Here is a 24,093-nt window from a genome sequence, read left to right on the forward strand (position 1 = left end):
TGTATCCCAGCTTCACCGAAACACCGGCGTTGGAAACACCTCACCTTGTAGGAGCCGGCTTGCCGGCGATAGAGCCCTTGAGTTCAATACATGTCTCAAGGCCGCCATCGCCGGCAAGCCGGCTCCTACAGGGGGGGCGGCGATCAGAAAGTGGGGGTTGAGCGGGTGACGATGGCTTCTACATCAACGCCGCGCGGCAAGGTGCCGTATGCCCGGCCTGACGATTCGCCCAGGCGGCTGGCAATGAAACCATCGCTGACTGCCGCATTCCCGGCCTCCAGCAACAACTTGGCCTGCAACGCCACGGCGATGTCCTCGGTCAATTGCCGTGCGCGGTATTGAATGTCCTGGGTGTCCATGAAGGCTGACTTCAACTGCTCGATCTGTCGCGCCAGCCGCTTGTCGCCATGCCCGTCCCCCAGCTCGACGAACAAGGCCTCCAACACACCGGGTTCTTTCGACAGTGCTCGCAATACGTCCAGGCATTGCACGTTGCCCGACCCTTCCCACGTCGAATTCACCGGTGCCTCACGGTAGAGGCGCGGCAGGATGCTGTCTTCCACATAACCCGCACCGCCCATGCATTCGGCCGCCTCGTTGATCATCGCCGGCGCCCGCTTGCAGATCCAATACTTGCCCACCGCCGTCACCAGCCGGGCGAACTTGGCCTCCCTCTCATCGCCCAGGTGATCCAGTGCGCGCCCCATGCGCATGCTCAAGGCCAGGGCGGCCTCGCTTTCCAGGGCCAGGTCGGCCAGCACGTTTTGCATCAGCGGTTGCTCGCTGAGCACGCGCCCGCCGACCGAACGGTGGGCGCAATGATGGCTGGCCTGGGTCAGCGCCTGGCGCATCAGGGCACTGGAGCCGACCATGCAATCAAAGCGGGTCATGGCGACCATTTCGATGATGGTCGGCACGCCACGGCCTTCTTCGCCGATCATCCAGGCCAGGGCACCACGGAACTCCACTTCGCTGGAGGCGTTGGAGCAATTGCCCAGCTTGTTCTTCAGGCGCTGGATGTAAAACTCGTTGCGCGTGTCATCCGGGCGGTGCCGAGGCAGCAGGAAACAGGTCAGGCCTTTGTCGGTCTGGGCCAGGGTCAGGAAGGCATCGCACATCGGCGCCGAGCAAAACCACTTGTGGCCCACCAGTTCGTAGGCTTGCCCGGGGCCGCCCGCGCCCACGGGGTAAGCGCGGGTGGTGTTGGCGCGCACATCGGTGCCGCCTTGTTTCTCGGTCATGGCCATGCCAATGGTGGCGCCCGCCTTGTGGGCGATGCCAACGTTGCGCGGGTCGTATTGGGTGTTGAGGATTTTCGGCAGCCAGGCCTGCGCCAGGTCCGGTTGCAAACGCAGGGCCGGGACGCAGGCAAAGGTCATGGTCAACGGGCAACCGGTACCGGCTTCCGCCTGGCTGTGCAGGTAAGTCATGGCGGCGCGGGCCACATGGGCACCGGACTGCGGATGGGCCCACGGCAGGGACGGCAGGCCATGTTCAACCGCCGTGCGCATCAGTTCATGGTACGCGGGGTGAAACTCGACCAGATCGACCCGATGACCATACCGGTCATGGCTGTTGAACACCGGCTTGTTCTGGTTCGCCAGGAACCCGGCCTCCATCAACGGCCCACCGGCCAGCGCACCGTAGGCGTCTATACGCGCCTCGGCCCAGCCCGCGCCAAAGCGTCGCGACCATTCCTGCAGGGGCAAATCGATGCGGTACAGATTGGTGCCGTCGAGCGACGGGGGCTGGTTGGTGACGTCGTGGGTTTCGGCAAATTGATGCAGGTTCATGACGGGCCTCCTGGAAAAAAGGCCGCGTTCAGTTGGGCCTGTTTTTCAGTTAAGCACCGTCATCCCCCTTAAAAAAGTGGCATACGCGCCTAATGTTCGGCGCTTTCGCCCTCTAGCGGGCACAACAAGCGACGTTCCAGCACCGCCTGCAACGCCTCGAAACGCACCGGCTTGGCCAGGCGATCGGTCACGCCAATGCCATGGCAACGCTCGCGTTCCGGGGCCTGCAACGAAGTGCTCAAGGCAATCACCGGCAGTTCGCCACAGCCCGGCAAGGCGCGGATCTGACAACACAGTGAGAAGCCGCCTTCTGGCACATCCAGTAACACAGCATCGAAGGTTTCACTCTGCAAGATCGCCAAGGCAGCCGGGCCGTTGTCCACGGTTTTGACCCGATAGCCAAGCTTGAGCAGCATGCCGCGCACGGCCAACTGGCCCACGCTGTTGTCATCCACCAGCAGTACCGCGCACTCCTGGGGCGCACGCTGACTGAATGGCTCCGGCCCGGTGGTCTTGGGCTCGGGCGCGACCTGGACGACGCTCACTTCCAACTGGAACCGACTGCCCTTGCGCGGCTCGGAATGATGGGTCAGCCGCCCGCCCAACAGCTCGATCAACTGGCGGCAGATCGCCAGGCCAATCCCCAGCCCCCCGTATTCACGGGTGGTCGAGCCATCGAGCTGGAAGAAGCGTTGGTACAGGGTGGCTTCGTCGAGGAACGCAAAGCCAATGCCGGTATCGGTGACGATAAAACTCAGGCGCAAGCTGCCATCACTGTGCGGGACGCCCACCACGCGCAGGCGCACGACCCCTTCATGGGTGAACTTGAAGGCGTTGTCCAGCAGGCAGTCCAGGCACTGGACCAGTTTGTCGGCGTCGCCCATCACGCGGTCCGGCAACTCGTCGGCCACATCAATGGAAAACGCCAGGCCCTTGCTCTGGGCGCTGGTGTTGAACTGTTGGCGCAAAGTGTCGAGCACGCCGCGCAGGCTGAAGACCTGGGCCTGGGCGCTGAGGCGACCTGCCTGCAGTTCGGTGAGGGTGAGGATGCCGTTGACCATGCGCATCATGTCCCGCGCCGAGCCAGCGGCCGTTTGCTGGTATTGCGCGAGGTCATCGCCCAGCGGCACGGTCTGCATCAGCTCGAGGGAGCCGATCACACCATTCATCGGGGTGCGCAGCTCGTGGGTCAGGGTGGCCAGGAACTCGTCCTTGAGCCGATTGCTGCGGGCCAGTTCCTGGTTGAGCACTTCAAGCTTCTGGCTGGCGTCGAAGAGGATCTGCGCCTGCTGCTCGCGCATGCCGTTGATGCGGTCGGCCAGGGCCAGGGACAGCAACGCCACTTCGATGGCCGAGCCGATCTGGCTGGCGTACATGGTGAGGAACACATTAGGCAAGTAGCCCAACACCATCATCGTGTTGACCACCCCGCCCAGCAGGAAGGCCGACCAGGCGATGATGAAATAGCGCGCCATGCGCTGGCCGCAGCACCAGGCCTTGATCGCGGCGACAAAGATGGTCACGGTGAACACCAGCGCCAAGCCGGTGGCCAGGCGCAGCGCCACGGCGTAACTGGTCAACAGCGCCAGGGCCATCACCAGCCCGCCACACGCGGCCAGCCCCAGCAGGATCCGATCCAGCCAACGACTGTGCTGCGCGGTATGCAGGAAGCTGCGCGCAAACAGGCTGCCAAACAGCGCTGCCGAACCGATCAGGAACGGCACCGCCGCGTTCGTCCACCACGGGTTGTTTGGCCAGAAGTACTCCACGGCCACGCCATTGACCGACAACTGGTACAGGCCGAACGAGGCAATATAGAAGATGTAATAGAGGTAGCTGGTGTCGCGCACGCTCAGGTAGATGAACAGGTTGTAGATCAACATGCCGAGCAGCACGCCATAGATCGCGCCCAATACGTACAGGCGCAGCGGCTGTTCTTCCAGGTAGGCGGTGCCGGCCCACAGTGTCAACGGCGCCTGGATCGAACCTTCGCTTTGCAGGCGCAGATAGACAGTCTCCTGCTGGTCCGGCACGAAATTGAGCTTGAACAGGTAGTTGCTCTGGCGCACTTCCCGGCTGGAAAACGGCAGCGCGCTGCCGGTGCGGGTGGTGAGTCGATAGTTGCCGGTGCCGTCGTCCTGGTACAGGTCCAGGCGATTGAGCGGCGGGTAGGCCAATTCCAGGAACCAGGTGCGCGGGGCGCGGGCATCCTTGGCGACGTAATGCAGGTCGACCTTGAGCCAGAACACCGAGCGCGAATAGCCGGCATTGAGGGTGGCTTTGTCATGGGTCTTGAATTTTGAAGCGTAGGCAGGGGAGCTGACGTCGGCGATGGTGAGGGCATCGGTGGGGTCTTCCAGCACTTGCATGACCCGGCCCAGCGGCAGGCTGCGAGTGGCCTGGTCGAACTCGATGGCGCTGGCGAGCATCGGCAGCCCGCACAAGATTAAGATCAGCAAATAGCGCATAGAGCCCCAGCGTGGCCTGTCCGGTTCTGTCAAAAGCCCCCATTCCTTTTGAGAAGACGTATACCGGCGATACAGTAAGTTGTTTGGATCCACTTTAGCATAGCCGGTACAGGCCATTAGACACCATTGAAATAATTTTTTGAAAGGCTCTAGAACAGCACTTTCAGCGACTTTTTCGGCATCAAAACGGGCTGGCAAACAGCCACAAACCCTGCCTGGCAGGCGGTGAAATTCCCCCCTCGCCAGACAGCCACGCAAAAAGCGTTTGGTGGTAAGCTCGCGCACCATGAATATCTACAGCTCTCGCCCCGTTGTCCTCTGTCTCTCCGGCCACGACCCAAGTGGTGGCGCCGGCTTGCAGGCAGATATCGAAGCCCTGCTCGCCCAGGGTTGCCATGCGGCCCCGGCCGTCACCGCCCTGACCGTGCAGAACACCGTCAATGTCAGCGATTTCCGCGTGCTCGACCGCGAGTGGGTACTGGCCCAGGCCAATGCCGTGCTCGGCGACTCTGAGGTGGCGGCGGTCAAGCTGGGCATGCTCGGCTCCACCGCGATGGTCGACACCGTGGTCGAACTGCTGCAGGCGCACCCGCACCTGCCGGTGGTGTGCGACCCGGTGCTGCGCGCCGGTGGCGGTGGCAGCCTGGGCAAGGACGAGGTCGGTTATGCGATGCGCGAGCGGCTGTTGCCGTTGTCGCTGATCGCCACGCCGAACCTGCCCGAAGCGCGCATCCTGGCCGAGCTGCCGGACGGCACGGCCGACGAATGCGCCGAGAAGCTGCTGCCGTATATCAAGCACCTGCTGATCACCGGCGGCCACGGCGACGAGCACGAAGTGCACAACCGCCTCTACAGCCGCGACGGCACGCACCAGACCTTTACCTGCCAGCGTCTGCCAGGCAGCTACCACGGTTCGGGCTGCACGCTGGCCAGCGCATTGGCCGGGCGGATTGCCCAGGGCGAAGGCCTGGTGAGCGCCGTGCAATCGGCACTCAACTACACTTGGCGCACCCTGCGTGATGCCGAACAACTCGGCCAGGGCCAGTTCGTGCCGCGCCGCTTGCCGTTGGATTTTTGCTCGTAAGACTTAAGAGGCCTGCCCGATGAAACTACGTGGCCTGTATGCCATTACCGACAGCCAACTGTTGGCCGGCAAATTCCTCGCCTACGTCGAAGCGGCGCTGGACGGCGGCGTGACCTTGTTGCAGTACCGCGACAAAAGCAGCGACGAAGCCCGGCGCCTGCGTGAAGCGGAAAAGCTGCGGGAGCTGTGCTCGCGCTACAAGACCCAGTTGATCATCAACGACGACGCCGAACTGGCCGCGCGCCTGGGCGTCGGCGTGCACCTGGGGCAAACCGACGGCCCGCTGACCCCGGCCCGTGCGCTGCTCGGGTCCAAGGCGATCATCGGTTCCACCTGCCACAGCCAGATCGAACTGGCCGAGCAGGCCGCCCGGGAAGGCGCCAGCTACGTCGCCTTCGGCCGCTTCTTCAATTCCAGTACCAAGCCCGGCGCACCTGCCGCCACCGTTGAAATGCTCGCCCAGGCCCGCGCCCGCGTGCAATTGCCGATCTGCGTGATCGGCGGCGTGACCCTGGAAAACGCCGAGCCGCTGGTGGCCCACGGTGCCGACCTGCTTGCCGTGGTGCACGGCCTTTTCGGTGCCGACAGCACCGCGGAAGTCACCCGTCGCGCCCGTGCGTTCAACGCCCTTCTGCTCCTTAAATAGAAAGCAAGTTTGAATTCAGAGAGCCCCATCATGTCCCGTTCCGAAACGCTGTTTGCCAATGCCCAGAAACACATCCCCGGCGGTGTGAACTCCCCCGTGCGTGCGTTCAAGAGCGTCGGCGGTACGCCGCTGTTCTTCAAGCACGCCGAAGGCGCCTACGTCACCGACGAAGACGACAAGCGCTATGTGGACTACGTGGGGTCCTGGGGCCCGATGATCCTCGGCCACAGCCACCCGGACGTGCTGGACGCGGTGCGCAAGCAGCTGGAACACGGTTTGTCCTACGGCGCACCGACCGCCATGGAAACCGAGATGGCCGACCTGGTTTGCTCGATCGTGCCGTCGATGGAAATGGTGCGCATGGTCAGCTCCGGCACCGAAGCCACCATGAGCGCCATCCGCCTGGCCCGTGGCTTTACCGGCCGCGACAGCATCATCAAATTCGAAGGCTGCTACCACGGCCACTCCGACAGCCTGCTGGTTAAAGCCGGCTCGGGCCTGCTGACCCAAGGCGTGCCAAGCTCGGCCGGTGTACCGGCCGCGTTCGCCAAACACACCCTGACCCTGCCGTTCAACGACATTGGCGCCGTCGAGCAGATGCTCAACGAAGTGGGCCAGGACGTGGCGTGCATCATCGTCGAGCCGGTCGCCGGCAACATGAACTGCGTCCCACCGGCACCGGGCTTCCTCGAAGGCCTGCGCGCGCAGTGCGACAAGCACGGCGTGGTGTTGATTTTCGACGAAGTGATGACGGGTTTCCGCGTGGCCCTCGGTGGCGCGCAAGCCTATTACGGCGTGACGCCCGACCTGAGCACCTTCGGCAAGATCATCGGCGGCGGCATGCCGGTGGGCTGCTTCGGCGGCAAGCGCGAGATCATGCAGCACATCGCCCCGCTGGGCCCGGTGTACCAGGCGGGCACTCTGTCGGGTAACCCGCTGGCCATGGCCGCCGGCCTGACCACCTTGCGCCTGATCAGCCGCCCGGGCTTCCACGCCGAGCTGACCGACTACACCACCCGCCTGCTCGACGGCCTGCAACAGCGCGCCGACGCCGCGGGCATTCCGTTCGTGACCACTCAAGCGGGCGGCATGTTCGGCCTGTACTTCAGTGGCGCCGACGACATCGTCACCTTCGATGACGTGATGGGCAGCGATGCCGACCTGTTCAAGCGCTTCTTCCACCTGATGCTGGAAGGTGGCGTGTACCTGGCGCCAAGTGCCTTCGAAGCCGGTTTCACGTCGATCGCCCATGGCGAAGCCGAGTTGAAATTGACGCTGGATGCTGCCGAGCGCGCCTTCGCGGCCCTGAAATAAGTGACGATGGAGTCTGACGTTGCCCTAGGCAGCGTCAGATTTGCTACTTTGCTTACAGAGATTTCCTGCATTTTTCGAGAAATCACCTGCAATCCGGCAGATAACTTGCCCACGCAGCAGAAAAACGAGTAAAGACTTTGTAAGCAGAGGCCTGCTTATTTCATAATGCGCGCTTATTGGACCCCCGAGGGTCCGCGTGCCCCGTCAGAGGTAAGTCGATTCCCATGAAACGCACCGGCCGCACCCTGGTTCTGGGCTGCCTGTTGCTCCTTCAGCCGCTGCTGGCACATGCACAAGCAGGCGGCAACTCGTTGTTAATCCCAGCGATGGGTCGTTGCACCCTCAATACCCAGCCAGACAGCCAGGCCGAAGCCCTGAGCGCGTGCCAGAAACAGGCCGACGGCGGGGATGCGCAGGCGCAATACGAGTTGGGCGAGTACTACCACGACAGCAAGAACCCCGCCCGCGACCTCAACAAAGCCTTGAGCTATTTCGAGAAAGCCTCGTTGCAGGGCCATGCCCAGGCGCAATTCGAGCTGGGCAACATGTTCTTCAAGGGCGAAGGCGTGCCAGCCAACAACGTTCAGGCGTATATCGTGCTGAAGATGGCCGCGGTCAACGGCGCTGAAGATGCGCTGGACACTGCCGACGAAGTCGCCGAGCACATGCAGCGCGATGAACTGGAAGTGGCCACCCAGGTGCTGGGCCAGATTTTCCGTAACTATCTGCAGGAATTGCAGAGTGCCGATGGGCGTTCGCCCTTCTCACCCCTCCCCTGATTTCAGCTAAACCCTTCTACCGCTATCGCAGGCAAGCCAGCTCCTACATTTGACCGAGTTCCAACGTTGGAATGCATTCAAATGTGGGAGCTGGCTTGCCTGCGAAGGCCGCGACGCGGTCTAAAGCCTTACTTTTCAGGCATTGGCATCGGGAAAGGCATCACATTGCTGGTGCCCCGGGCCTCGCTGATCTTCGGCGTACCCAGGCGCTCCACTTCATCGATGCGCACGATCGAATGCATTGGCACAAAGCTGCGCACAACGCCTTCAAACTGAGCCTTGAGCTTCTCTTCGCCCGGGTCGACGACCAACTGGGTGCGCTCGCCAAAGACGAACTCTTCCACCTCCAGGAAACCCCACAGATCGCTCTGATAGATCTGCTTGGCGTACATTTCGAACACCTGGCCCTGGTTGAGGAAAATCACCTTGTAGATTGGAGCTTCACGTTTGGTCATGGTGGGCGAATAACACATCGGGGATATAAAAGAGGGCGCGAACTATAGCATGGCACCCGATGCACAACGCTAGGAACCAATGGGCATGCCCCCTATAATGCGCGGTTCTTTACCACCAGTTGACGATTCCCATGGCCAAGAAGCTTTACATCGAAACCCACGGTTGCCAGATGAACGAGTACGACAGCTCGCGCATGGTCGATCTGCTGGGCGAACACCAGGCCCTGGAAGTCACCGCCCGCGCCGAAGATGCCGACGTAATCCTGCTCAATACCTGCTCGATCCGCGAGCGGGCCCAGGACCGTGTGTACTCCCAGCTGGGCCGCTGGCGTGAATTGAAACTGGCCAACCCGGACATGGTGATCGCCGTCGGCGGTTGCGTGGCCAGCCAGGAAGGCGCCGCCATCCGCGACCGCGCGCCCTATGTCGACGTGGTCTTCGGCCCGCAGACCCTGCACCGCCTGCCGGAAATGATCGACGCCGCGCGCATTAGCAAGTTGCCGCAGGTGGACGTGTCGTTCCCCGAAATTGAAAAATTCGACCATTTGCCCGAACCGCGCATCGACGGCCCGAGCGCCTACGTGTCGGTGATGGAAGGTTGCAGCAAGTACTGCACCTTCTGCGTGGTGCCCTACACCCGTGGCGAAGAAGTCAGCCGGCCGTTTGACGACGTGCTGTCGGAAATCATCCACCTGGCCGAAAACGGCGTGCGTGAAGTGACCCTGCTGGGCCAGAACGTCAACGGCTATCGCGGCCTGACCCACGACGGGCGTCTGGCCGATCTGGCGGAGCTGATCCGCGTGGTGGCGGCCGTAGACGGCATCGAGCGCATCCGCTACACCACCTCGCACCCGCTGGAGTTCTCCGACAGCCTGATCCAGGCCCACGCCGAAGTGCCAGAGCTGGTCAAACACCTGCATTTGCCGGTGCAATCGGGCTCGGACCGCATCCTGGCGGCGATGAAGCGCAACCACACGGCGCTGGAATACAAATCCAAACTGCGCAAGCTGCGCGCCGCCGTGCCGGGTATCTGCATCAGCTCGGACTTTATCGTCGGCTTCCCGGGTGAAACCGAGAAAGACTTCGAGCAGACCATGAAGCTGATCGAAGACGTCGGTTTCGACTTCTCCTACTCCTTTGTCTACAGCCAGCGCCCAGGCACGCCTGCGGCCGATTTGGCGGACGAGACCCCGGAAGCGCTGAAAAAAGAGCGCCTCAATGCACTGCAACATCGCCTGAACCAGCAAGGGTTCGAGATCAGCCGACAAATGGTCGGGTCGATCCAGCGCATCCTGGTCACCGACTATTCGAAAAAGGACCCGGGCGAGCTGCAGGGCCGCACCGAGAACAATCGAATCGTCAACTTCCGCTGCGACAATCCAACCTTGATCGGCCAGTTTGCGGATGTGCACATCGATGCGGCGCAACCGCACTCGTTGCGCGGTTCACTGATCAACTAATCCCTGTAAACAAATGAAGATCAAAATGTGGGAGCTGGCTTGCCTGCGATAACGGTGGGTCAGCTGATACATAGGGCACTGATCTACCGCTATCGCAGGCAAGCCAGCTCCCACAGGGGTTCTTCATTGTTATTGAGATCGAGGCCAGCCGATTTAAGTGCTTTCGCACACAAGCAGCTGGCGTTATTCTCTCTTTCACCTCAACAGCCAAAGGGCGGCTAAAAGCGACCTTGAACGCACCCATTGCAGAACCCCATCGTTTTATCCTCGAGCCCTTTGAGGCTCGCCGTTTCGCCAACCTGTGCGGACAGTTCGACGAGCACCTGCGCCTGATCGAACAACGCCTGGGCATCGAGATCCGCAACCGCGGCAATCAGTTCGAGCTCATCGGTGAAACCCAGCCCACAAAATCGGCAGAAAACCTGCTGCGCCGCCTCTACCGCGAAACCAAGGGCAGTGAGCTGTCGCCGGAAACCGTGCACCTGTACTTGCAGGAATCGGCCGTGGAAGACCTGGCCAACAACCCGGTGGCCGAAGCCAGCGTGGCCCTGCGAACCAAGAAAGGCATGATTCGCCCTAAGGGCTTGAATCAGCAGAAGTACGTCAAGGCAATCCTCGGCAACGACATCAATTTCGGCATCGGCCCAGCCGGTACCGGCAAGACCTACCTGGCCGTGGCCTGTGCAGTGGATGCCCTGGAGCGCGAGCAAGTGCGCCGCATCCTGCTGGTACGTCCGGCGGTCGAAGCGGGTGAAAAACTCGGCTTCCTGCCCGGCGACCTGGCCCAGAAGATCGACCCGTACCTGCGCCCGCTCTACGACGCGCTGTACGAGATGCTTGGCTTTGAATACGTGGCCAAGCTGATCGAGCGCCAGGTGATCGAGATCGCCCCGCTGGCCTACATGCGCGGTCGCACCTTGAGCAACAGTTTCATCATCCTCGACGAAAGCCAGAACACCACGGTCGAGCAGATGAAGATGTTCCTGACCCGCATCGGCTTCGGCTCCACGGCCATTATCACCGGCGACATTACCCAGGTTGACCTGCCCAGGGGTACCAAGTCGGGCCTGGGCCATGTGATTGAAGTGCTCAAGGACGTACCGGGCATCAGTTTCACGCACTTCTCGCCGAAGGACGTCGTGCGCCACCCGCTGGTGCAGCGCATTGTCGAGGCCTACGAGCGCTTCGAGCACCGTGACGACGCCCCCGCCAAGGATGTGCGCCACGATGCTTGAGCTTGACCTGCAAGTCGCCTCCGATGCACCCGCCCCCAGCGAAGAACAGTTCCGCCAGTGGTGCGCCCTGGCCCTGCGCCAGCGCACCGCCGACTCGGAACTGACCATTCGCCTGGTAGACGAGCCCGAAGGCCGTGAACTGAATCACACCTGGCGCCAAAAGGATTACGCGACCAACGTGCTGTCCTTCCCCGCCGACGTACCGGATGAGTTACTGGATATCCCGCTGCTGGGCGACCTGGTGATCTGCGTACCGGTGGTGGAACGTGAAGCCAAGGAACAAGGCAAGGAACTTGAGGCCCACTGGGCCCATCTAGTCATCCACGGCTGCTTGCATCTCTTGGGTTACGACCATATAGACGATGACGAAGCCGAGGAAATGGAAACACTGGAACAAACGTTGCTTGCAGAATTGGGTCATCCGGACCCGTATGCGGACGACGAAGCTTAAAAAACACTCAACTGTAACAATAAAGGATTCAGAGTAATCGCTATGAGCGAAGACCGATCGAGCAACGGGCAGAAGTCATGGCTGGGTAAATTGACCCAGGCTTTTGCCCACGAGCCGAAAAACCGCCAGGAGCTGCTGGAGCTTCTGCGCGAGGCCCATCAGAACAAGTTGCTGGACAGCGAAGCGCTGGCCATCGTCGAAGGCGCCATCCAGGTGGCTGACCTGCAGGTTCGGGACATCATGGTCCCGCGCTCGCAGATGATCAGCATCAAGGCGAACCAGACCCCACGGGAATTCCTCCCGGCCGTGATCGACTCGGCGCACTCGCGCTACCCGGTGATCGGCGAAAGCCATGACGACGTCATGGGTGTCCTGCTGGCCAAGGACCTGTTGCCGCTGATCCTCAAGGAGAACGGCGACAACTTCAACATCAAGGACCTGCTGCGTCCGGCCACCTTCGTACCTGAATCCAAGCGCCTGAACGTGTTGCTGCGTGAGTTCCGCGCCAATCACAATCACATGGCCATTGTGATCGACGAATACGGCGGTGTAGCCGGCCTGGTCACCATCGAAGACGTACTGGAACAGATCGTCGGCGACATCGAAGATGAGCACGACGTCGAAGAAGACAGCTACATCAAGCCGCTGCCCAGTGGTGATTTCCTGGTCAAGGCGCTGACGCCGATCGAGAACTTCAACGAGTTCTTCGACAGCGAATTCTCCGACGATGAGTTCGACACCGTGGGCGGTCTGGTGATGAGTGCGTTTGGCCACCTGCCAAAACGTAACGAAACCACCGAAATTGGCGCGTATCGCTTCCGCATCCTGAATGCCGATAGCCGTCGTATTCACTTGATCCGCTTGACCCCTATTGCCCGCTAAGGAATGACATGCAGCGCCTAACCCGCCCCGGCTGGCCCGGTAATTTGCTGGCCGTGGTGGCCGGCGCCATCACCACCCTGGCGCTGGCGCCGTTCGACCTGTGGCCGTTTGCACTGGTGGCGGTCGGCCTGTTCTATGTCGGATTGCGGGAACTGACACCACGCCAGGCCCTGGGCCGTGGCTGGTGCTTCGGTTTCGGCCTGTTTGGCGCCGGCACCAGTTGGATCTACTACAGCATCCACCACTTCGGCGGCGCTTCGGTGTTGCTGGCCGGTTTCCTGATGCTGCTGTTTACCGCCGCCATTGCCTGGTTCTTCGCCCTGCCCGCCTGGCTGTGGGCACGCTGGTTGCGGCGCAATGAGGCGCCGCTGGCCGATGCGTTGACCTTTGCAGCGTTGTGGGTAGGCCAGGAAGCGTTTCGCGGCTGGTTCCTCACCGGTTTCCCGTGGCTTTACTCCGGTTACAGCCAGCTCGACGGCCCTCTCACCGGCCTCGCGCCGCTGGGTGGTATGTGGCTGATCTCGTTTGCGCTGGCGCTGACCGCCGCCGTGCTGTGCAACCTGCCGCGCCTGCTGGCAAGCAAGCGCAACGGTTTTATTGGCGCTGGCCTGGTACTGCTGGTAGCGCCGTGGGCGATTGGCCTGGCGCTCAAGCATCACGCCTGGACCACCCCGTCCGGCGCGCCGCTGAGCGTCGCCGCTATCCAGGGCAACGTCGAACAAAGCATGAAGTGGGACCCGGAACAACTCAACGCGCAGTTGGCGCTGTACCGTGACATGAGCTTCAGCTCCAAGCGCGTCGACCTGCTGGTATGGCCGGAAACGGCGGTGCCGGTGCTCAAGGAGTCGGTGGAAGGTTACCTGGGCATGATGGGCAAGTTTGCCGCCGACCGGCATACCGCGCTGATCACTGGCGTGCCGATCCGCCAGGAAGTGCACCACCAGAAGCGCTACTTCAACGGCATCACGGTGGTGGGTGAAGGCGACGGCACTTACCTCAAGCAGAAGCTGGTGCCATTCGGTGAGTACGTCCCCCTGCAAGACATGCTGCGCGGCTTGATCGCCTTCTTTGACCTGCCGATGTCGGACTTCGCTCGCGGCCCGTCCGACCAGGCGATGCTGCAGGCCAAGGGCTATCAGATTGCGCCGTTCATCTGCTACGAAGTGGTGTACCCGGAGTTCGCCGCAGGCCTCTCAGCCCAGAGCGACTTGCTGCTGACCATCAGCAACGACACCTGGTTCGGCCGCTCCATTGGCCCGTTGCAGCACCTGCAGATGGCGCAGATGCGCGCACTGGAAGCCGGGCGCTGGATGATCCGCGCCACCAACAATGGCGTGACTGGCCTGATCAACCCCTTCGGGCAGATCACCGCGCAGATCCCGCAATTCGAACGCGGCATTCTGTATGGCGAAGTGGTGCCGATGCACAACCTCACGCCGTACCTGCAATGGCGTTCGTGGCCGTTGATCATCCTGTGCCTGGGGCTGTTTGGCTGGGCGTTGCTGGCGGGGCGGATGGCCAAAACCGTCTAACTGACACACATACAACCAATGTGGGAGCTGGCTTGCCTGCGATGCAGACACCTCGGTGTATCAGATGCACCAGGGTGATGCTATCGCAGGCAAGCCAGCTCCCACACAAGCCAGCTCCCACATTTGCCCTACGGTGTTACTTGTAAAACAGCCGGTAACCCACCTGCCCCACCGCCTCATTGATCAACTGCCCGCTGCGCCACACCGACACGAACTCCGGCATCCAGCCGCCCAGCGGCCGGGCGTTATCCACGCCCAGGAACCCCACCGGCGCCGGCACCACCGTGAAGCCCGCCTTTTCAAAGCTCCACACCGACCGCGGCATATGCCACGCCTGGGTCACCACCACCACGCGCTTGATGCCTTGGGGCAATAGAATCTCAGCGCTCATTTGGGCGTTTTCCCAGGTAGTACGGCTGCGCTCTTCCTTCCAGCGCACGTCTACACCGAAATCATCCCTCATCGACACGGCCATCAATTCGGCCTCACTCGGCGGCGTGCCATAGTGCAACCCCCCGGTGGTCAGCACCGGCAGCCCCGACGCCTTGGCCAGCCGCGCGGCATACCGCTGACGCTCCAGCCCAATACCGGTGGGCTGGTCGCTGCCCCACGCAGGGTCGCCACGTTCACGCCCCGAGCCCAGCACCACAATGGCATCCGCCCGTTGGGCCAGCGTCGCCCACTCTTCACGGGCCAGCGGCGGCTCGGTCTCCAGCGCGTGCGCGCCCCATTGCACCACCACCGGCAGGCTCATCAACCACATTCCGCCAAACCCTACGGCAAAGCAGAAACCCGCCAGGCGCGGCCGGCGCTTTCTGCACCACCAGGCAAACGCCAGCAACAGCAAGAAAATGCCAGGCGGCAAAAGCAATTGTTTAATGAAATAACGAATAGGCATCGGGCATCTCCATAGATGCCCGAAGCCTAGATGCAACGGGATTTAGCGACAATCTTTACCTACACACTTTCTGTGACAGTACACAGTGAGAAGGCTAACGGGTAACGCTGTGCTTCACTTGCTCCGAACGGCTCGGAGCTTTTCCGGGCCGCGGCCGGCAGACAAGTCCTTCAGCCAGATCACCTTGGCCGAACGCGAGGGCTCTTGAGCAGGCGGGGAAGCCTGCGCAGGAGAGGCGCGGTGGTGATTCAATTCCAGGTAAACCTTGATCAGTTCAAGTTCTGCCTGGCTCAAGCCTCGCAACTCCAGCTCCAGAGGCCGCTCATCACGCAAACGGCCTGCGGTTCTTGCGGCATCCAATGCCCGACCCAATCGGTCGATCAGTCCCTCATACAACTGCGGTTTCGTTAAAGTTCGCTGCGATTCAACCATCCCCTCACCTCATTGAAGAAATACTTGCTCCCCACTAAACAGCGTAGTCCCCATGGCTGCGCACGCCTGGCGCCGCGACAGACGGCCCTGGCAGCGCAATCAGGGTTTCCCTCGATAGAGTGGGGTCATGTATGCTACGGCGCTTCCTGTAACTCCACTTCCCGCAGGGTTTGGGCACGGACGCGCCGCTTTTTGGTGTCGATGAACCTGAATGTTGCACCGAAGAGGATTAGGCCACCCCTATTCAGTTCAAAAGTAGCCATGCACGAACAATATCAGCCCCGTGAAATAGAAAATGCCGCCCAAACCTTCTGGGACGAGCAAAAGTCCTTTGAAGTCAGTGAACAGCCAGGCAAGGAGACTTACTACTGCCTATCGATGTTCCCTTACCCCAGCGGCAAGCTACACATGGGGCACGTGCGCAACTACACCATCGGTGACGTGATTTCCCGCTACCAGCGCATGCAAGGCAAGAACGTCCTGCAACCCATGGGTTGGGACGCCTTCGGCATGCCGGCGGAAAACGCCGCGATGAAAAACAACGTGGCCCCCGCCAAGTGGACCTACGAAAACATCGCCTACATGAAGACCCAGCTGCGCAGCCTGGGCCTGGCGGTGGACTGGTCCCGCGAAGTGACCACCTGCAAGCCGGATTACTACCGCTGGGAACAATGGCTGTTCACCCGCCTGTTCGAAAAAGGTGTGATCTACAAGAAAAGCGGCACCGTGAACTGGGACCCGCTGGACCAGACCGTACTGGCCAACGAGCAAGTGATCGACGGTCGCGGCTGGCGTTCCGGCGCGCTGATCGAAAAGCGCGAAATCCCCATGTACTACTTCAAGATCACCGCCTACGCGGATGAACTCTTGTCGAGCCTCGACGACCTGCCGGGCTGGCCTGAACAGGTCAAGACCATGCAGCGCAACTGGATCGGCAAATCCAAGGGCATGGAAGTGCAGTTCCCGTACAACGTCGACTCGATCGGCGAAGCGGGCGCACTCAAAGTCTTCACCACCCGCCCCGATACCCTGATGGGCGCGACCTACGTCGCCGTGGCCGCCGAACACCCGCTGGCCACCCAGGCCGCGCAGAACAACCCTGAGCTGCAGGCGTTCATCGCCGAATGCAAAGGCGGCAGCGTGGCCGAAGCCGACGTCGCCACCCAGGAGAAAAAAGGCCTGCCAACGGGCCTGTTCGTCGAGCACCCACTGACCGGCGAGAAGTTGCCGGTATGGGTCGCCAACTATGTGCTGATGCACTACGGCGATGGCGCCGTAATGGCAGTGCCGGCCCACGACGAGCGCGATTTTGAATTCGCCACCAAGTACAGCCTGCCGATCAAATCCGTGGTGCGTACCAGTTCCGGCGACACCAACCCGGCGCCGTGGCAAGACGCCTACGGTGAGCACGGCACCCTGATCAATTCCGGCGAGTTCGATGGCCTGGATTTCCAGGGCGCCTTCGACGCCATGGAAGTGGCACTGATCAAGAAGAACCTGGGCGCCTCGCGCACCCAGTTCCGCCTGCGCGACTGGGGCATCAGCCGCCAGCGCTACTGGGGCTGCCCGATCCCGATCATCCACTGCGAAAGCTGTGGCGACGTGCCAGTCCCCGAAGACCAACTGCCGGTCGTCCTGCCGGAAGACGTGGTGCCGGACGGCGCAGGCTCGCCCCTGGCGCGCATGCCCGAGTTCTACGAGTGCAGCTGCCCCAAATGCGGTCAGCCTGCCAAGCGTGAAACCGACACCATGGACACCTTCGTCGAGTCGTCGTGGTACTACGCCCGCTACGCCTCGCCGCACTATGAAGGCGGCCTGGTGGAGAAATCCGCGGCCGACCACTGGTTGCCGGTCGACCAGTACATCGGCGGGATCGAACACGCCATCCTTCACCTGCTGTACGCGCGCTTCTTCCACAAGCTGATGCGCGACGAAGGCCTGGTGAGTTCCGATGAGCCGTTCAAGAACCTGCTGACCCAGGGCATGGTGGTCGCCGAGACTTACTATCGCCGCGAAGCCAACGGTGCCTACACCTGGTACAACCCGGCCGACGTCGAGCTTGAGCGCGACAGCAAAGCCAAGGTCATCAGCGCCAAGCTGATCGCCGACGGCCTGCCGGTAGAGATCGGTGGCACCGAGAAGATGGCCAAGTCGAAGAACAACGGTGTTGATCCACAGTCGATGATCGACCAGTTCGGCGCCGACACCTGCCGCCTATTCATGATGTTCGCTTCGCCGCCTGACATGAGCGCCGAATGGTCCGACTCCGGCGTCGAAGGCTCGCACCGCTTCCTCAAGCGCGTCTGGCGCCTGGCGCACGCCCACATCAGCCAAGGCTTGCCGGGCAAGCTGGACGTGGCAGCGTTGAGCGACGAGCAGAAAGTCATTCGCCGCAGCACTCACCTGGCCATCAAGCAAGCCAGCCAGGACGTGGGCCAGAACCACAAGTTCAACACCGCCATCGCCCAGGTGATGACCCTGATGAACGTGCTGGAAAAAGCGCCGCAAGCCACCGAGCAGGACCGCGCACTGATTCAGGAAGGCCTGGAAACGGTCACCCTGCTGCTGGCACCGATCACGCCGCACATCAGCCACGACCTGTGGAACCGCCTGGGCCACAGCGATGCCGTCATCGACGCACGCTGGCCGGTACAGGACGACAGCGCGCTGGTTCAGGACACGCTGCAACTGGTCATCCAGGTCAACGGTAAACTGCGCGGCCAGATCGACATGCCGGCCAGCGCCAGCCGCGAAGACGTTGAGGCGGCCGCCCGCGTCAACGAAAACGTGCTGCGCTTTACCGAAGGCCTGACGATCCGCAAAGTGATCGTGGTGCCTGGCAAGCTGGTCAATATCGTCGCTAGCTAATCGGATCGGGCGCTGGGCCTGAGCCCTGCGCCGAACTAAACCTTTAGGGCCTCGATAAGGCCCACATGGTTTCAAGGGGAGCAACAAAATGATCAAACGCAATTTGCTGGTGATGGGCCTCGCCGTTCTTCTGAGCGCTTGCGGCTTCCAGCTGCGCGGCACCGGCACCGACGATCTGACGATCAAGGAGCTGGACGTCAGCGCCCGCGACTCCTACGGCACCACCGTGGTTCAGTTGCGTCAGGTCCTGGAAAACAGCGGTGTGCACGTTTATAACGGCGCGCCTTACAAGCTGTTCCTGGCCGATGAAAAAGAAACCCAGCGCAACCTGAGCTACGCCAGTGCCGGCCGCTCTTCGGAAGTCGAACTGAGCACCGAACTGTTCTTCCAGATCCAGGGCCGTGATCACTTGCCGCTGATGGCCGACAAGATCCAGGTACAGAAAATCGTTACCCACGATGGCAACAACCTGGTGGGCTCGGACTCGGAAATCATCCAGGTCCGCAAGGAAATGCGCCGTGAGCTGGTGCAACGCATGGTCCTGCGCCTGTCGTTGTTCACCCCGCAACAACTCGATGCCCTGCAGCAAACCGCCGACAACAAGGCCAAGGCCGATGCTGACGCGCTGAAAGCGGCACAAGAGTACGAAGACAACACGCCGAAACAGTCGCCTGTTGAAGTCCCTGTCGAGTAAACCAGACGGGGCGCCTCTGGCGCCCCGTTCGACCCGCCTATGAAACTCGCCCCCGCCCAACTCGCCAAACACCTGCAAGGTGGCCTCGCGCCTGTGTACATCGTCAGTGGCGATGACCCACTGCTGTGCCAGGAAGCCGCCGACGCCATTCGCAGCGCTGCGCGCAAGCAAGGTTTCGATGAACGCCAGGTGTTCAGCGCCGACGCCAGTTTCGACTGGGGGACGCTGCTGCAAGCCGGTGCGAGCATGTCGTTGTTTGCCGAAAAACGCCTGCTGGAACTGCGCCTGCCGTCCGGCAAGCCGGGCGACAAGGGCGCGTCGGCCCTGATGGAATACTGCGCACGTCCCGCCGAAGACACGGTACTGCTGATCAGCCTGCCCAAGCTCGACGGCAGTGCGCAGAAAACCAAATGGGGCAAAGCCCTGGTGGAAGGGGCGCAAACCCAGTTCATCCAGATCTGGCCGGTGGACAGCAGCCAACTGCCGCAGTGGATTCGCCAACGCCTGTCCCAATCGGGGCTGTCGGCGACACAGGATGCGGTAGAGCTGATCGCCGCCCGGGTCGAAGGCAACCTGCTCGCTGCCGCCCAGGAGATCGAAAAGCTCAAGCTGATGGCCGAAGACGGCCAGATCACGGTCGAAACCGTGCAAGGCGCGGTGGCCGACAGTGCGCGCTTTGACGTGTTCGGGCTGGTGGATGCGATCCTCAACGGCGAACCGGCCCACGCCCTGCGCATGCTCGAAGGCCTGCGCGGCGAAGGGGTGGAGCCACCGGTGATTCTCTGGGCCCTGGCCCGGGAGCTGCGGGTGCTGGCCAACATTTCCCTGCAATACAGCCAGGGCACGCCGCTGGACAAGGCGTTCAGCCAGGCCAAGCCGCCTGTCTGGGACAAACGCAAACCCCTGATGAGCAAGGCGCTGCAACGGCACTCGGCGCAACGCTGGGCGCAGCTGTTGCTGGAGGCGCAGCGCATCGATGCGCAGATCAAGGGGCAGGCGGCGGGTTCTCCATGGATGAGCCTGAGCCGGTTGTCGCTGCTGATGGCCGGCCAGCGTCTGGCACTCCCCGCCGAATAATGCCTCCCAGACACTGCATTCCCCTGTGGGAGCTGGCTTGCCTGCGATAGCGGTGTATCAGTCGCAGAGATGCAAGCTGGCCCACCGCTATCGCAGGCAAGCCAGCTCCCACATTTTGAGCGCATTTACAATTTCTGAGAGGTGCCAGCCTTTACAGCCGCCCAACTTCGGCAGATGATTTGCACCGCTCCACCCCACCCAGAGAGTACCGACCATGAGCAAAAAGCCATCCAAGCATGGCCCGAACAAGGCCAAATCCATCATCGCCCAGCCACTGTTCCGCAGCCGTCAGGAACGCGCCGGCAAGGGCAAAGGCAGCTACCGCCGCGAAGCCTTCCAGTCTAAAAGCTGGGAGGCTTCTTACTTTCTGGCTGCCTGAAGGCAAGCGCCCCTCCGGCATGATAAGGTCTGCACCTGATTTGTAATCCCTGGACCTGTGCATGCCCTCTAGTCTTTCCCGTCGTTGGCACCTTCGCCAATTGATCGCTGCCTCCAGCCTTATTCTGCTCGTCGCCTGCGCGGAAAAACCCACCGCCGCCGACGCTCAACCCCTGCCCAAGCTCCAGACCGCACCGGCTGTTGCCCCCGCTGTCGTGCCTCCCGTAGCCGTGGACAATCTCGACATCCAACCGACCCAGACCTTTGCCGAATGGCAGGCGGGCTTTCGCGTTGAAGCCCTGAAGGCTGGCATCACACCTGCCGTCTTCGATAACGCCTTCGCCGGTGTCACACCCGACATGGCGGTGATTCGCGCCGACCGCAGCCAACCCGAGTTTTCTCGCCCGGTGTGGGAATACCTCGACGGCGCCCTGTCGCCGGTACGCGTGCGCAATGGCCAGGCCCTGCTGATCAAATACGCCGACATCCTGCAAAGCATCGAACAGCGTTACGGCGTCGATCGCCAGGCACTGGTGTCGGTGTGGGGCATGGAAAGCAACTTCGGCCAGTTCCAGGGCAACAACTCAGTGATCCGCTCCCTGGCGACCCTGGCCTATGAAGGCCGGCGCCCGGCATTCGCCCAGGCTCAGTTGCTGGCAGCGCTGCAGATCATCCAGCACGGCGACATCCAGGCCGACCAGATGAAAGGCTCCTGGGCCGGCGCCATGGGCCAGACCCAATTTATCCCGACCACCTATAACACTCACGCCGTGGACTTCGATGGCGACGGTCGCCGCGATATCTGGAACAGCCCGGCCGACGCCCTCGCCTCCACCGCGCACTACCTGCAAAGCTCCGGCTGGCAGAAGGGCCAGCCGTGGGGTTTCGAGGTCAAGCAACTGCCGTCGAATTTCGACTACGCATTAGCCGATGGCGGCGTGCGCAAGACCGTCGCCGAGTGGCTGAGCCTGGGCATTCAATTGCCGCCTGGCGCGAGCCTGCCGCCGAACGTCAGCCAGCTCTCTGCTGCACTGCTACTGCCGGCTGGCTACCGTGGGCCGGCCTTCCTGGTGCTGGATAACTTCCGCGCGATCCTCAAGTACAACAACTCGTCGTCCTACGCCCTGGCGGTTGGGTTGTTGTCGGAACGGTTTGGTGGCGGCGGTGTGATTCGTGGGGATTGGCCGAAGGATGAATTGCCGCTGAGTCGCTCCCAGCGTATCGATCTGCAAACAGCGCTGAGTGCGAAAGGCTATGACGCCGGCAACCCGGACGGGATTATCGGTGCGAATACGCGCAAGGCGATTCGTGCGGCGCAGCAAGCACTGGGTTGGCCGGCGGATGGGTATCCGACGGTGAAGCTGCTCGAATCCCTGCAAAACCGCTAGAGCTGCTTATGGCGGCTACCGCTATCGCAGGCAAGCCAGCTCCCACATTTAACCGTGAACATCCTTTGGAATGCGGTCGAATGTGGGAGCGGGCTTGCTCGCGAAGAGGCCATCACAGGCAGCAATTATTTAAAGACCACATCCTGCTCCAACACCAACCGCTGCTCCCCCGCATCCAGGCGCACCAAAGCGCCCATCGGCAAGGTCAGGTTCGGATCACAATGCCCACTGCGCCAGCCGGCCAGCACTGGAATGCGCAACGGCCCAAAGGTCTGCTTGAGCAGTCGCTCCAGCGCGGCACTGCCTACTCCCGCCACATCCCCCACCAGTACACCCGCCACCTGATCCAGCTTGCCCGCCAACCGTAAGTGAGTGAGCAGCCGGTCGATCCGATAGATCGGCTCGTTGACGTCTTCGATCAGCAGGATGATGCCCTCTGCATCGATCTCAAAGGCGGTGCCCATGACTGCCGCGATCATCGACAGGTTGCCCCCCAGCAAGCGCCCACAGGCGATGCCAGGCTCGACAGTGGTCAACGGGTAGGCCACCGGGTGCGCCAGCTCACTGCCAGCGCCCAATTGGCCGCGCAGCAGGCTGAACAGTGATGACTCGGTCGGTTGTTGCTTGTCGCCCAACAGGTCGACTTTGAACATCGGCCCGTGGAACGTCACAAAGCCTGCGTAGCGGCTGATGGCCAGGTGCACGGCGGTGAGATCGCTGTACCCCACGAAGGGCTTGGGATTGGCGCGCAACAGGTCGAAGTCCAGGCGATCCAGCAGGCGCGGTGTGCCGTAGCCACCGCGCAGGCAGAAGATGGCATCGATATCGGGGTCGGCGAAGGCGGCGTGCAGGTCACGCAGGCGGACGTCATCGCTGCCGGCGAGGTAGCCGTCGCTTTCATGGACACCCGGGAAGATGCGCAGCGCGTAGCCACGGGAACGCATCCATTGGTTGGCTTTGTCGACGTCCAGTGCGGCGGGGCCGGCGGGGGCGATCAGGGCGATGGTGCCTTCAGAGCGCAACGCGGGTACGGCGGCCGCGAGTTGAGTGGTCATCCATGTTCTCCCTGGTTATGTCGCAAAACGAACTGTGGGAGCTGGCTTGTGTGGGAGCTGGCTTGCCTGCGATGCCGGCACCTCGGTGTATCTGGTGCACCGAGGTGATGCTATCGCAGGCAAGCCAGCTCCCACACAAGCCCGCTCCCACACTGGATCAGCGGTGATACCCAAGTCTGTATTAAGAAACCAGGCTCGCCTTGACCAGCTTGGCCTGCTCGTCAGCGTGGTACGAGGAGCGCACCAGCGGGCCCGAGGCCACGTTCTTGAAGCCCATCTTGTAACCTTCCTCGGCGAACCAGGCGAAGGTGTCCGGGTGCACGAAACGCTGCACCGGCAAGTGGCTGCGGGACGGCTGCAGGTACTGGCCCAGGGTCAGCATGTCGATGTCGTGTTCGCGCATGCGCTTCATGACTTCGATGACTTCCTCGTCGGTCTCGCCCAGGCCCAGCATCAAGCCGGACTTGGTTGGAACGTGAGGCATCATCTGCTTGAACTTCTGCAGCAGGGTCAACGACCACTGGTAGTCCGAACCCGGGCGCGCAGCCTTGTACAGGCGTGGCACGGTTTCCAGGTTGTGGTTGAACACATCCGGCGGCTCGGCGGCGGTGATTTCCAGCGCCACGTCCATACGGCCACGGTAGTCCGGCACCAGGGTTTCGAGCATCACGTTCGGCGACAGCTTGCGGATCTCACGGATGCAGTCGGCAAAGTGCTGGGCACCGCCGTCACGCAGGTCGTCGCGGTCTACCGAGGTGATCACCACGTACTTGAGACGCAGGTCGGCGATGGCGATGGCCAGGCTTTCCGGCTCGTTGACGTCCAGTGGCTTCGGACGGCCGTGGCCGACGTCGCAGAACGGGCAACGACGGGTGCAGATATCACCCATGATCATGAAGGTGGCGGTGCCGCCGGAGAAGCACTCGCCCAGGTTCGGGCAGGACGCTTCTTCGCACACACTGTGCAGCTTGTGCTTCCGCAGCAGGGCCTTGATACGGTCGACTTCCGGCGAAACCGGGATGCGCACGCGGATCCAGTCGGGCTTCTTCGGCAGTTCGGTGGTCGGAATGATCTTCACCGGGATGCGTGCAACCTTCTCGGCGCCGCGCAGCTTGACGCCGGCTTCCACCTTGGCACGCGGGGCCGGGGCCGGACGGTCTGTAACGTCCACCGTCGGGATCATGGTTTGCACTGCATCAGTAGT

21 protein-coding genes are annotated in these 24,093 nt (G+C 62.0%); 14 read left to right on the plus strand and 7 right to left on the minus strand.

From position 1 onward, the window contains the following. Positions 1-143: 143 nt before the first annotated feature. On the minus strand, positions 144-1,793 hold the full coding sequence (locus tag AC07SU_RS23160; protein ID WP_494998342.1) for an acyl-CoA dehydrogenase family protein: 1,650 nt from the start codon (positions 1,791-1,793) through the stop codon (positions 144-146). Positions 1,794-1,882: 89 nt separating this feature from the next. Continuing rightward, positions 1,883-4,261 (minus strand): hybrid sensor histidine kinase/response regulator, encoded by a 2,379-nt coding sequence (locus AC07SU_RS23165; RefSeq protein WP_494998343.1) that lies wholly within the window; start codon positions 4,259-4,261, stop codon positions 1,883-1,885. 286 nt (positions 4,262-4,547) lie between these two features. Between AC07SU_RS23165 and AC07SU_RS23170 the strand changes: the two genes are divergently transcribed. From AC07SU_RS23170 to AC07SU_RS23185, 4 genes are all read left to right on the plus strand, one after another. Next, positions 4,548-5,345 carry a hydroxymethylpyrimidine/phosphomethylpyrimidine kinase gene (locus AC07SU_RS23170; protein WP_176998513.1) on the plus strand — a complete coding sequence of 266 codons (798 nt, stop codon included), beginning with the start codon at positions 4,548-4,550 and terminating at the stop codon, positions 5,343-5,345. A 19-nt stretch (positions 5,346-5,364) separates the two neighbouring features. Beyond that, positions 5,365-5,991, plus strand: coding sequence for a thiamine phosphate synthase (gene thiE / locus AC07SU_RS23175; protein ID WP_494998344.1), 627 nt, complete (start codon positions 5,365-5,367; stop codon positions 5,989-5,991). 30 nt (positions 5,992-6,021) lie between these two features. After that, positions 6,022-7,305: a glutamate-1-semialdehyde 2,1-aminomutase gene (gene hemL, locus AC07SU_RS23180; RefSeq protein WP_176998515.1), complete on the plus strand. Its 1,284-nt coding sequence runs from the start codon at positions 6,022-6,024 to the stop codon at positions 7,303-7,305. 224 nt (positions 7,306-7,529) lie between these two features. Continuing rightward, positions 7,530-8,084, plus strand: a complete 555-nt coding sequence (locus AC07SU_RS23185) for a tetratricopeptide repeat protein (protein WP_176998516.1) — start codon at positions 7,530-7,532, stop codon at positions 8,082-8,084. Positions 8,085-8,212: 128 nt separating this feature from the next. Here AC07SU_RS23185 and AC07SU_RS23190 read toward each other — a convergent pair whose 3' ends face one another. Continuing rightward, the gene (locus AC07SU_RS23190) at positions 8,213-8,539 is read right to left on the minus strand and encodes a DUF1820 family protein (RefSeq protein ID WP_003194436.1); all 327 of its coding nucleotides are present in this window, start codon (positions 8,537-8,539) and stop codon (positions 8,213-8,215) included. Positions 8,540-8,670: 131 nt separating this feature from the next. Between AC07SU_RS23190 and miaB the strand changes: the two genes are divergently transcribed. From miaB to lnt, 5 genes are all read left to right on the plus strand, one after another. Further along, positions 8,671-9,999, plus strand: a complete 1,329-nt coding sequence (miaB, locus tag AC07SU_RS23195; protein WP_176998517.1) for a tRNA (N6-isopentenyl adenosine(37)-C2)-methylthiotransferase MiaB — start codon at positions 8,671-8,673, stop codon at positions 9,997-9,999. Positions 10,000-10,229: 230 nt separating this feature from the next. Further along, positions 10,230-11,234, plus strand: a complete 1,005-nt coding sequence (locus tag AC07SU_RS23200) for a PhoH family protein (protein WP_176998518.1) — start codon at positions 10,230-10,232, stop codon at positions 11,232-11,234. Continuing rightward, entirely contained in the window at positions 11,227-11,685 is a 459-nt protein-coding gene (gene ybeY, locus AC07SU_RS23205; RefSeq protein WP_176998519.1) for an rRNA maturation RNase YbeY, read from the plus strand. Before AC07SU_RS23200 ends, ybeY begins: the two co-directional genes overlap by 8 nt. A 42-nt stretch (positions 11,686-11,727) precedes the next feature. Beyond that, on the plus strand, positions 11,728-12,567 hold the full coding sequence (locus tag AC07SU_RS23210) for a CorC family transporter (protein WP_176998520.1): 840 nt from the start codon (positions 11,728-11,730) through the stop codon (positions 12,565-12,567). A gap of 8 nt (positions 12,568-12,575) precedes the next feature. Next, entirely contained in the window at positions 12,576-14,099 is a 1,524-nt protein-coding gene (gene lnt, locus AC07SU_RS23215; protein ID WP_494998345.1) for an apolipoprotein N-acyltransferase, read from the plus strand. 136 nt (positions 14,100-14,235) lie between these two features. Here lnt and AC07SU_RS23220 read toward each other — a convergent pair whose 3' ends face one another. Both AC07SU_RS23220 and AC07SU_RS23225 read right to left on the minus strand, forming a co-directional pair. Then, the gene (locus AC07SU_RS23220) at positions 14,236-14,997 is read right to left on the minus strand and encodes a YdcF family protein (protein ID WP_494998346.1); all 762 of its coding nucleotides are present in this window, start codon (positions 14,995-14,997) and stop codon (positions 14,236-14,238) included. A gap of 114 nt (positions 14,998-15,111) precedes the next feature. Continuing rightward, positions 15,112-15,429, minus strand: coding sequence for a hypothetical protein (locus AC07SU_RS23225; protein ID WP_176998523.1), 318 nt, complete (start codon positions 15,427-15,429; stop codon positions 15,112-15,114). Positions 15,430-15,690: 261 nt separating this feature from the next. Here AC07SU_RS23225 and leuS point away from each other — a divergent pair, with 261 nt between their 5' ends. The 5 genes from leuS (at position 15,691) to AC07SU_RS23250 (ending at position 21,834) form a co-directional block, all read left to right on the plus strand. Continuing rightward, positions 15,691-18,297 (plus strand): leucine--tRNA ligase, encoded by a 2,607-nt coding sequence (leuS, locus tag AC07SU_RS23230; protein ID WP_494998347.1) that lies wholly within the window; start codon positions 15,691-15,693, stop codon positions 18,295-18,297. A gap of 88 nt (positions 18,298-18,385) precedes the next feature. Further along, positions 18,386-18,991 (plus strand): LPS-assembly lipoprotein LptE, encoded by a 606-nt coding sequence (locus AC07SU_RS23235; RefSeq protein WP_494998348.1) that lies wholly within the window; start codon positions 18,386-18,388, stop codon positions 18,989-18,991. 39 nt (positions 18,992-19,030) lie between these two features. After that, complete coding sequence (gene holA, locus AC07SU_RS23240) at positions 19,031-20,068, plus strand: DNA polymerase III subunit delta (RefSeq protein WP_494998349.1); 1,038 nt, start codon at positions 19,031-19,033, stop codon at positions 20,066-20,068. Positions 20,069-20,282: 214 nt separating this feature from the next. Then, positions 20,283-20,447, plus strand: a complete 165-nt coding sequence (gene arfA / locus AC07SU_RS23245) for an alternative ribosome rescue factor ArfA (protein WP_071489899.1) — start codon at positions 20,283-20,285, stop codon at positions 20,445-20,447. A gap of 61 nt (positions 20,448-20,508) precedes the next feature. Continuing rightward, positions 20,509-21,834, plus strand: a complete 1,326-nt coding sequence (locus tag AC07SU_RS23250) for a lytic murein transglycosylase (RefSeq protein ID WP_176998527.1) — start codon at positions 20,509-20,511, stop codon at positions 21,832-21,834. A 125-nt stretch (positions 21,835-21,959) separates the two neighbouring features. Here AC07SU_RS23250 and AC07SU_RS23255 read toward each other — a convergent pair whose 3' ends face one another. After that, on the minus strand, positions 21,960-22,889 hold the full coding sequence (locus AC07SU_RS23255) for a S66 peptidase family protein (RefSeq protein WP_494998350.1): 930 nt from the start codon (positions 22,887-22,889) through the stop codon (positions 21,960-21,962). A gap of 181 nt (positions 22,890-23,070) precedes the next feature. Beyond that, the gene (lipA, locus tag AC07SU_RS23260; protein ID WP_176998559.1) at positions 23,071-24,072 is read right to left on the minus strand and encodes a lipoyl synthase; all 1,002 of its coding nucleotides are present in this window, start codon (positions 24,070-24,072) and stop codon (positions 23,071-23,073) included. Positions 24,073-24,093 lie beyond the last annotated feature (21 nt).

The organism is Pseudomonas sp. GW821-FHT05H12, from assembly GCF_059419385.1.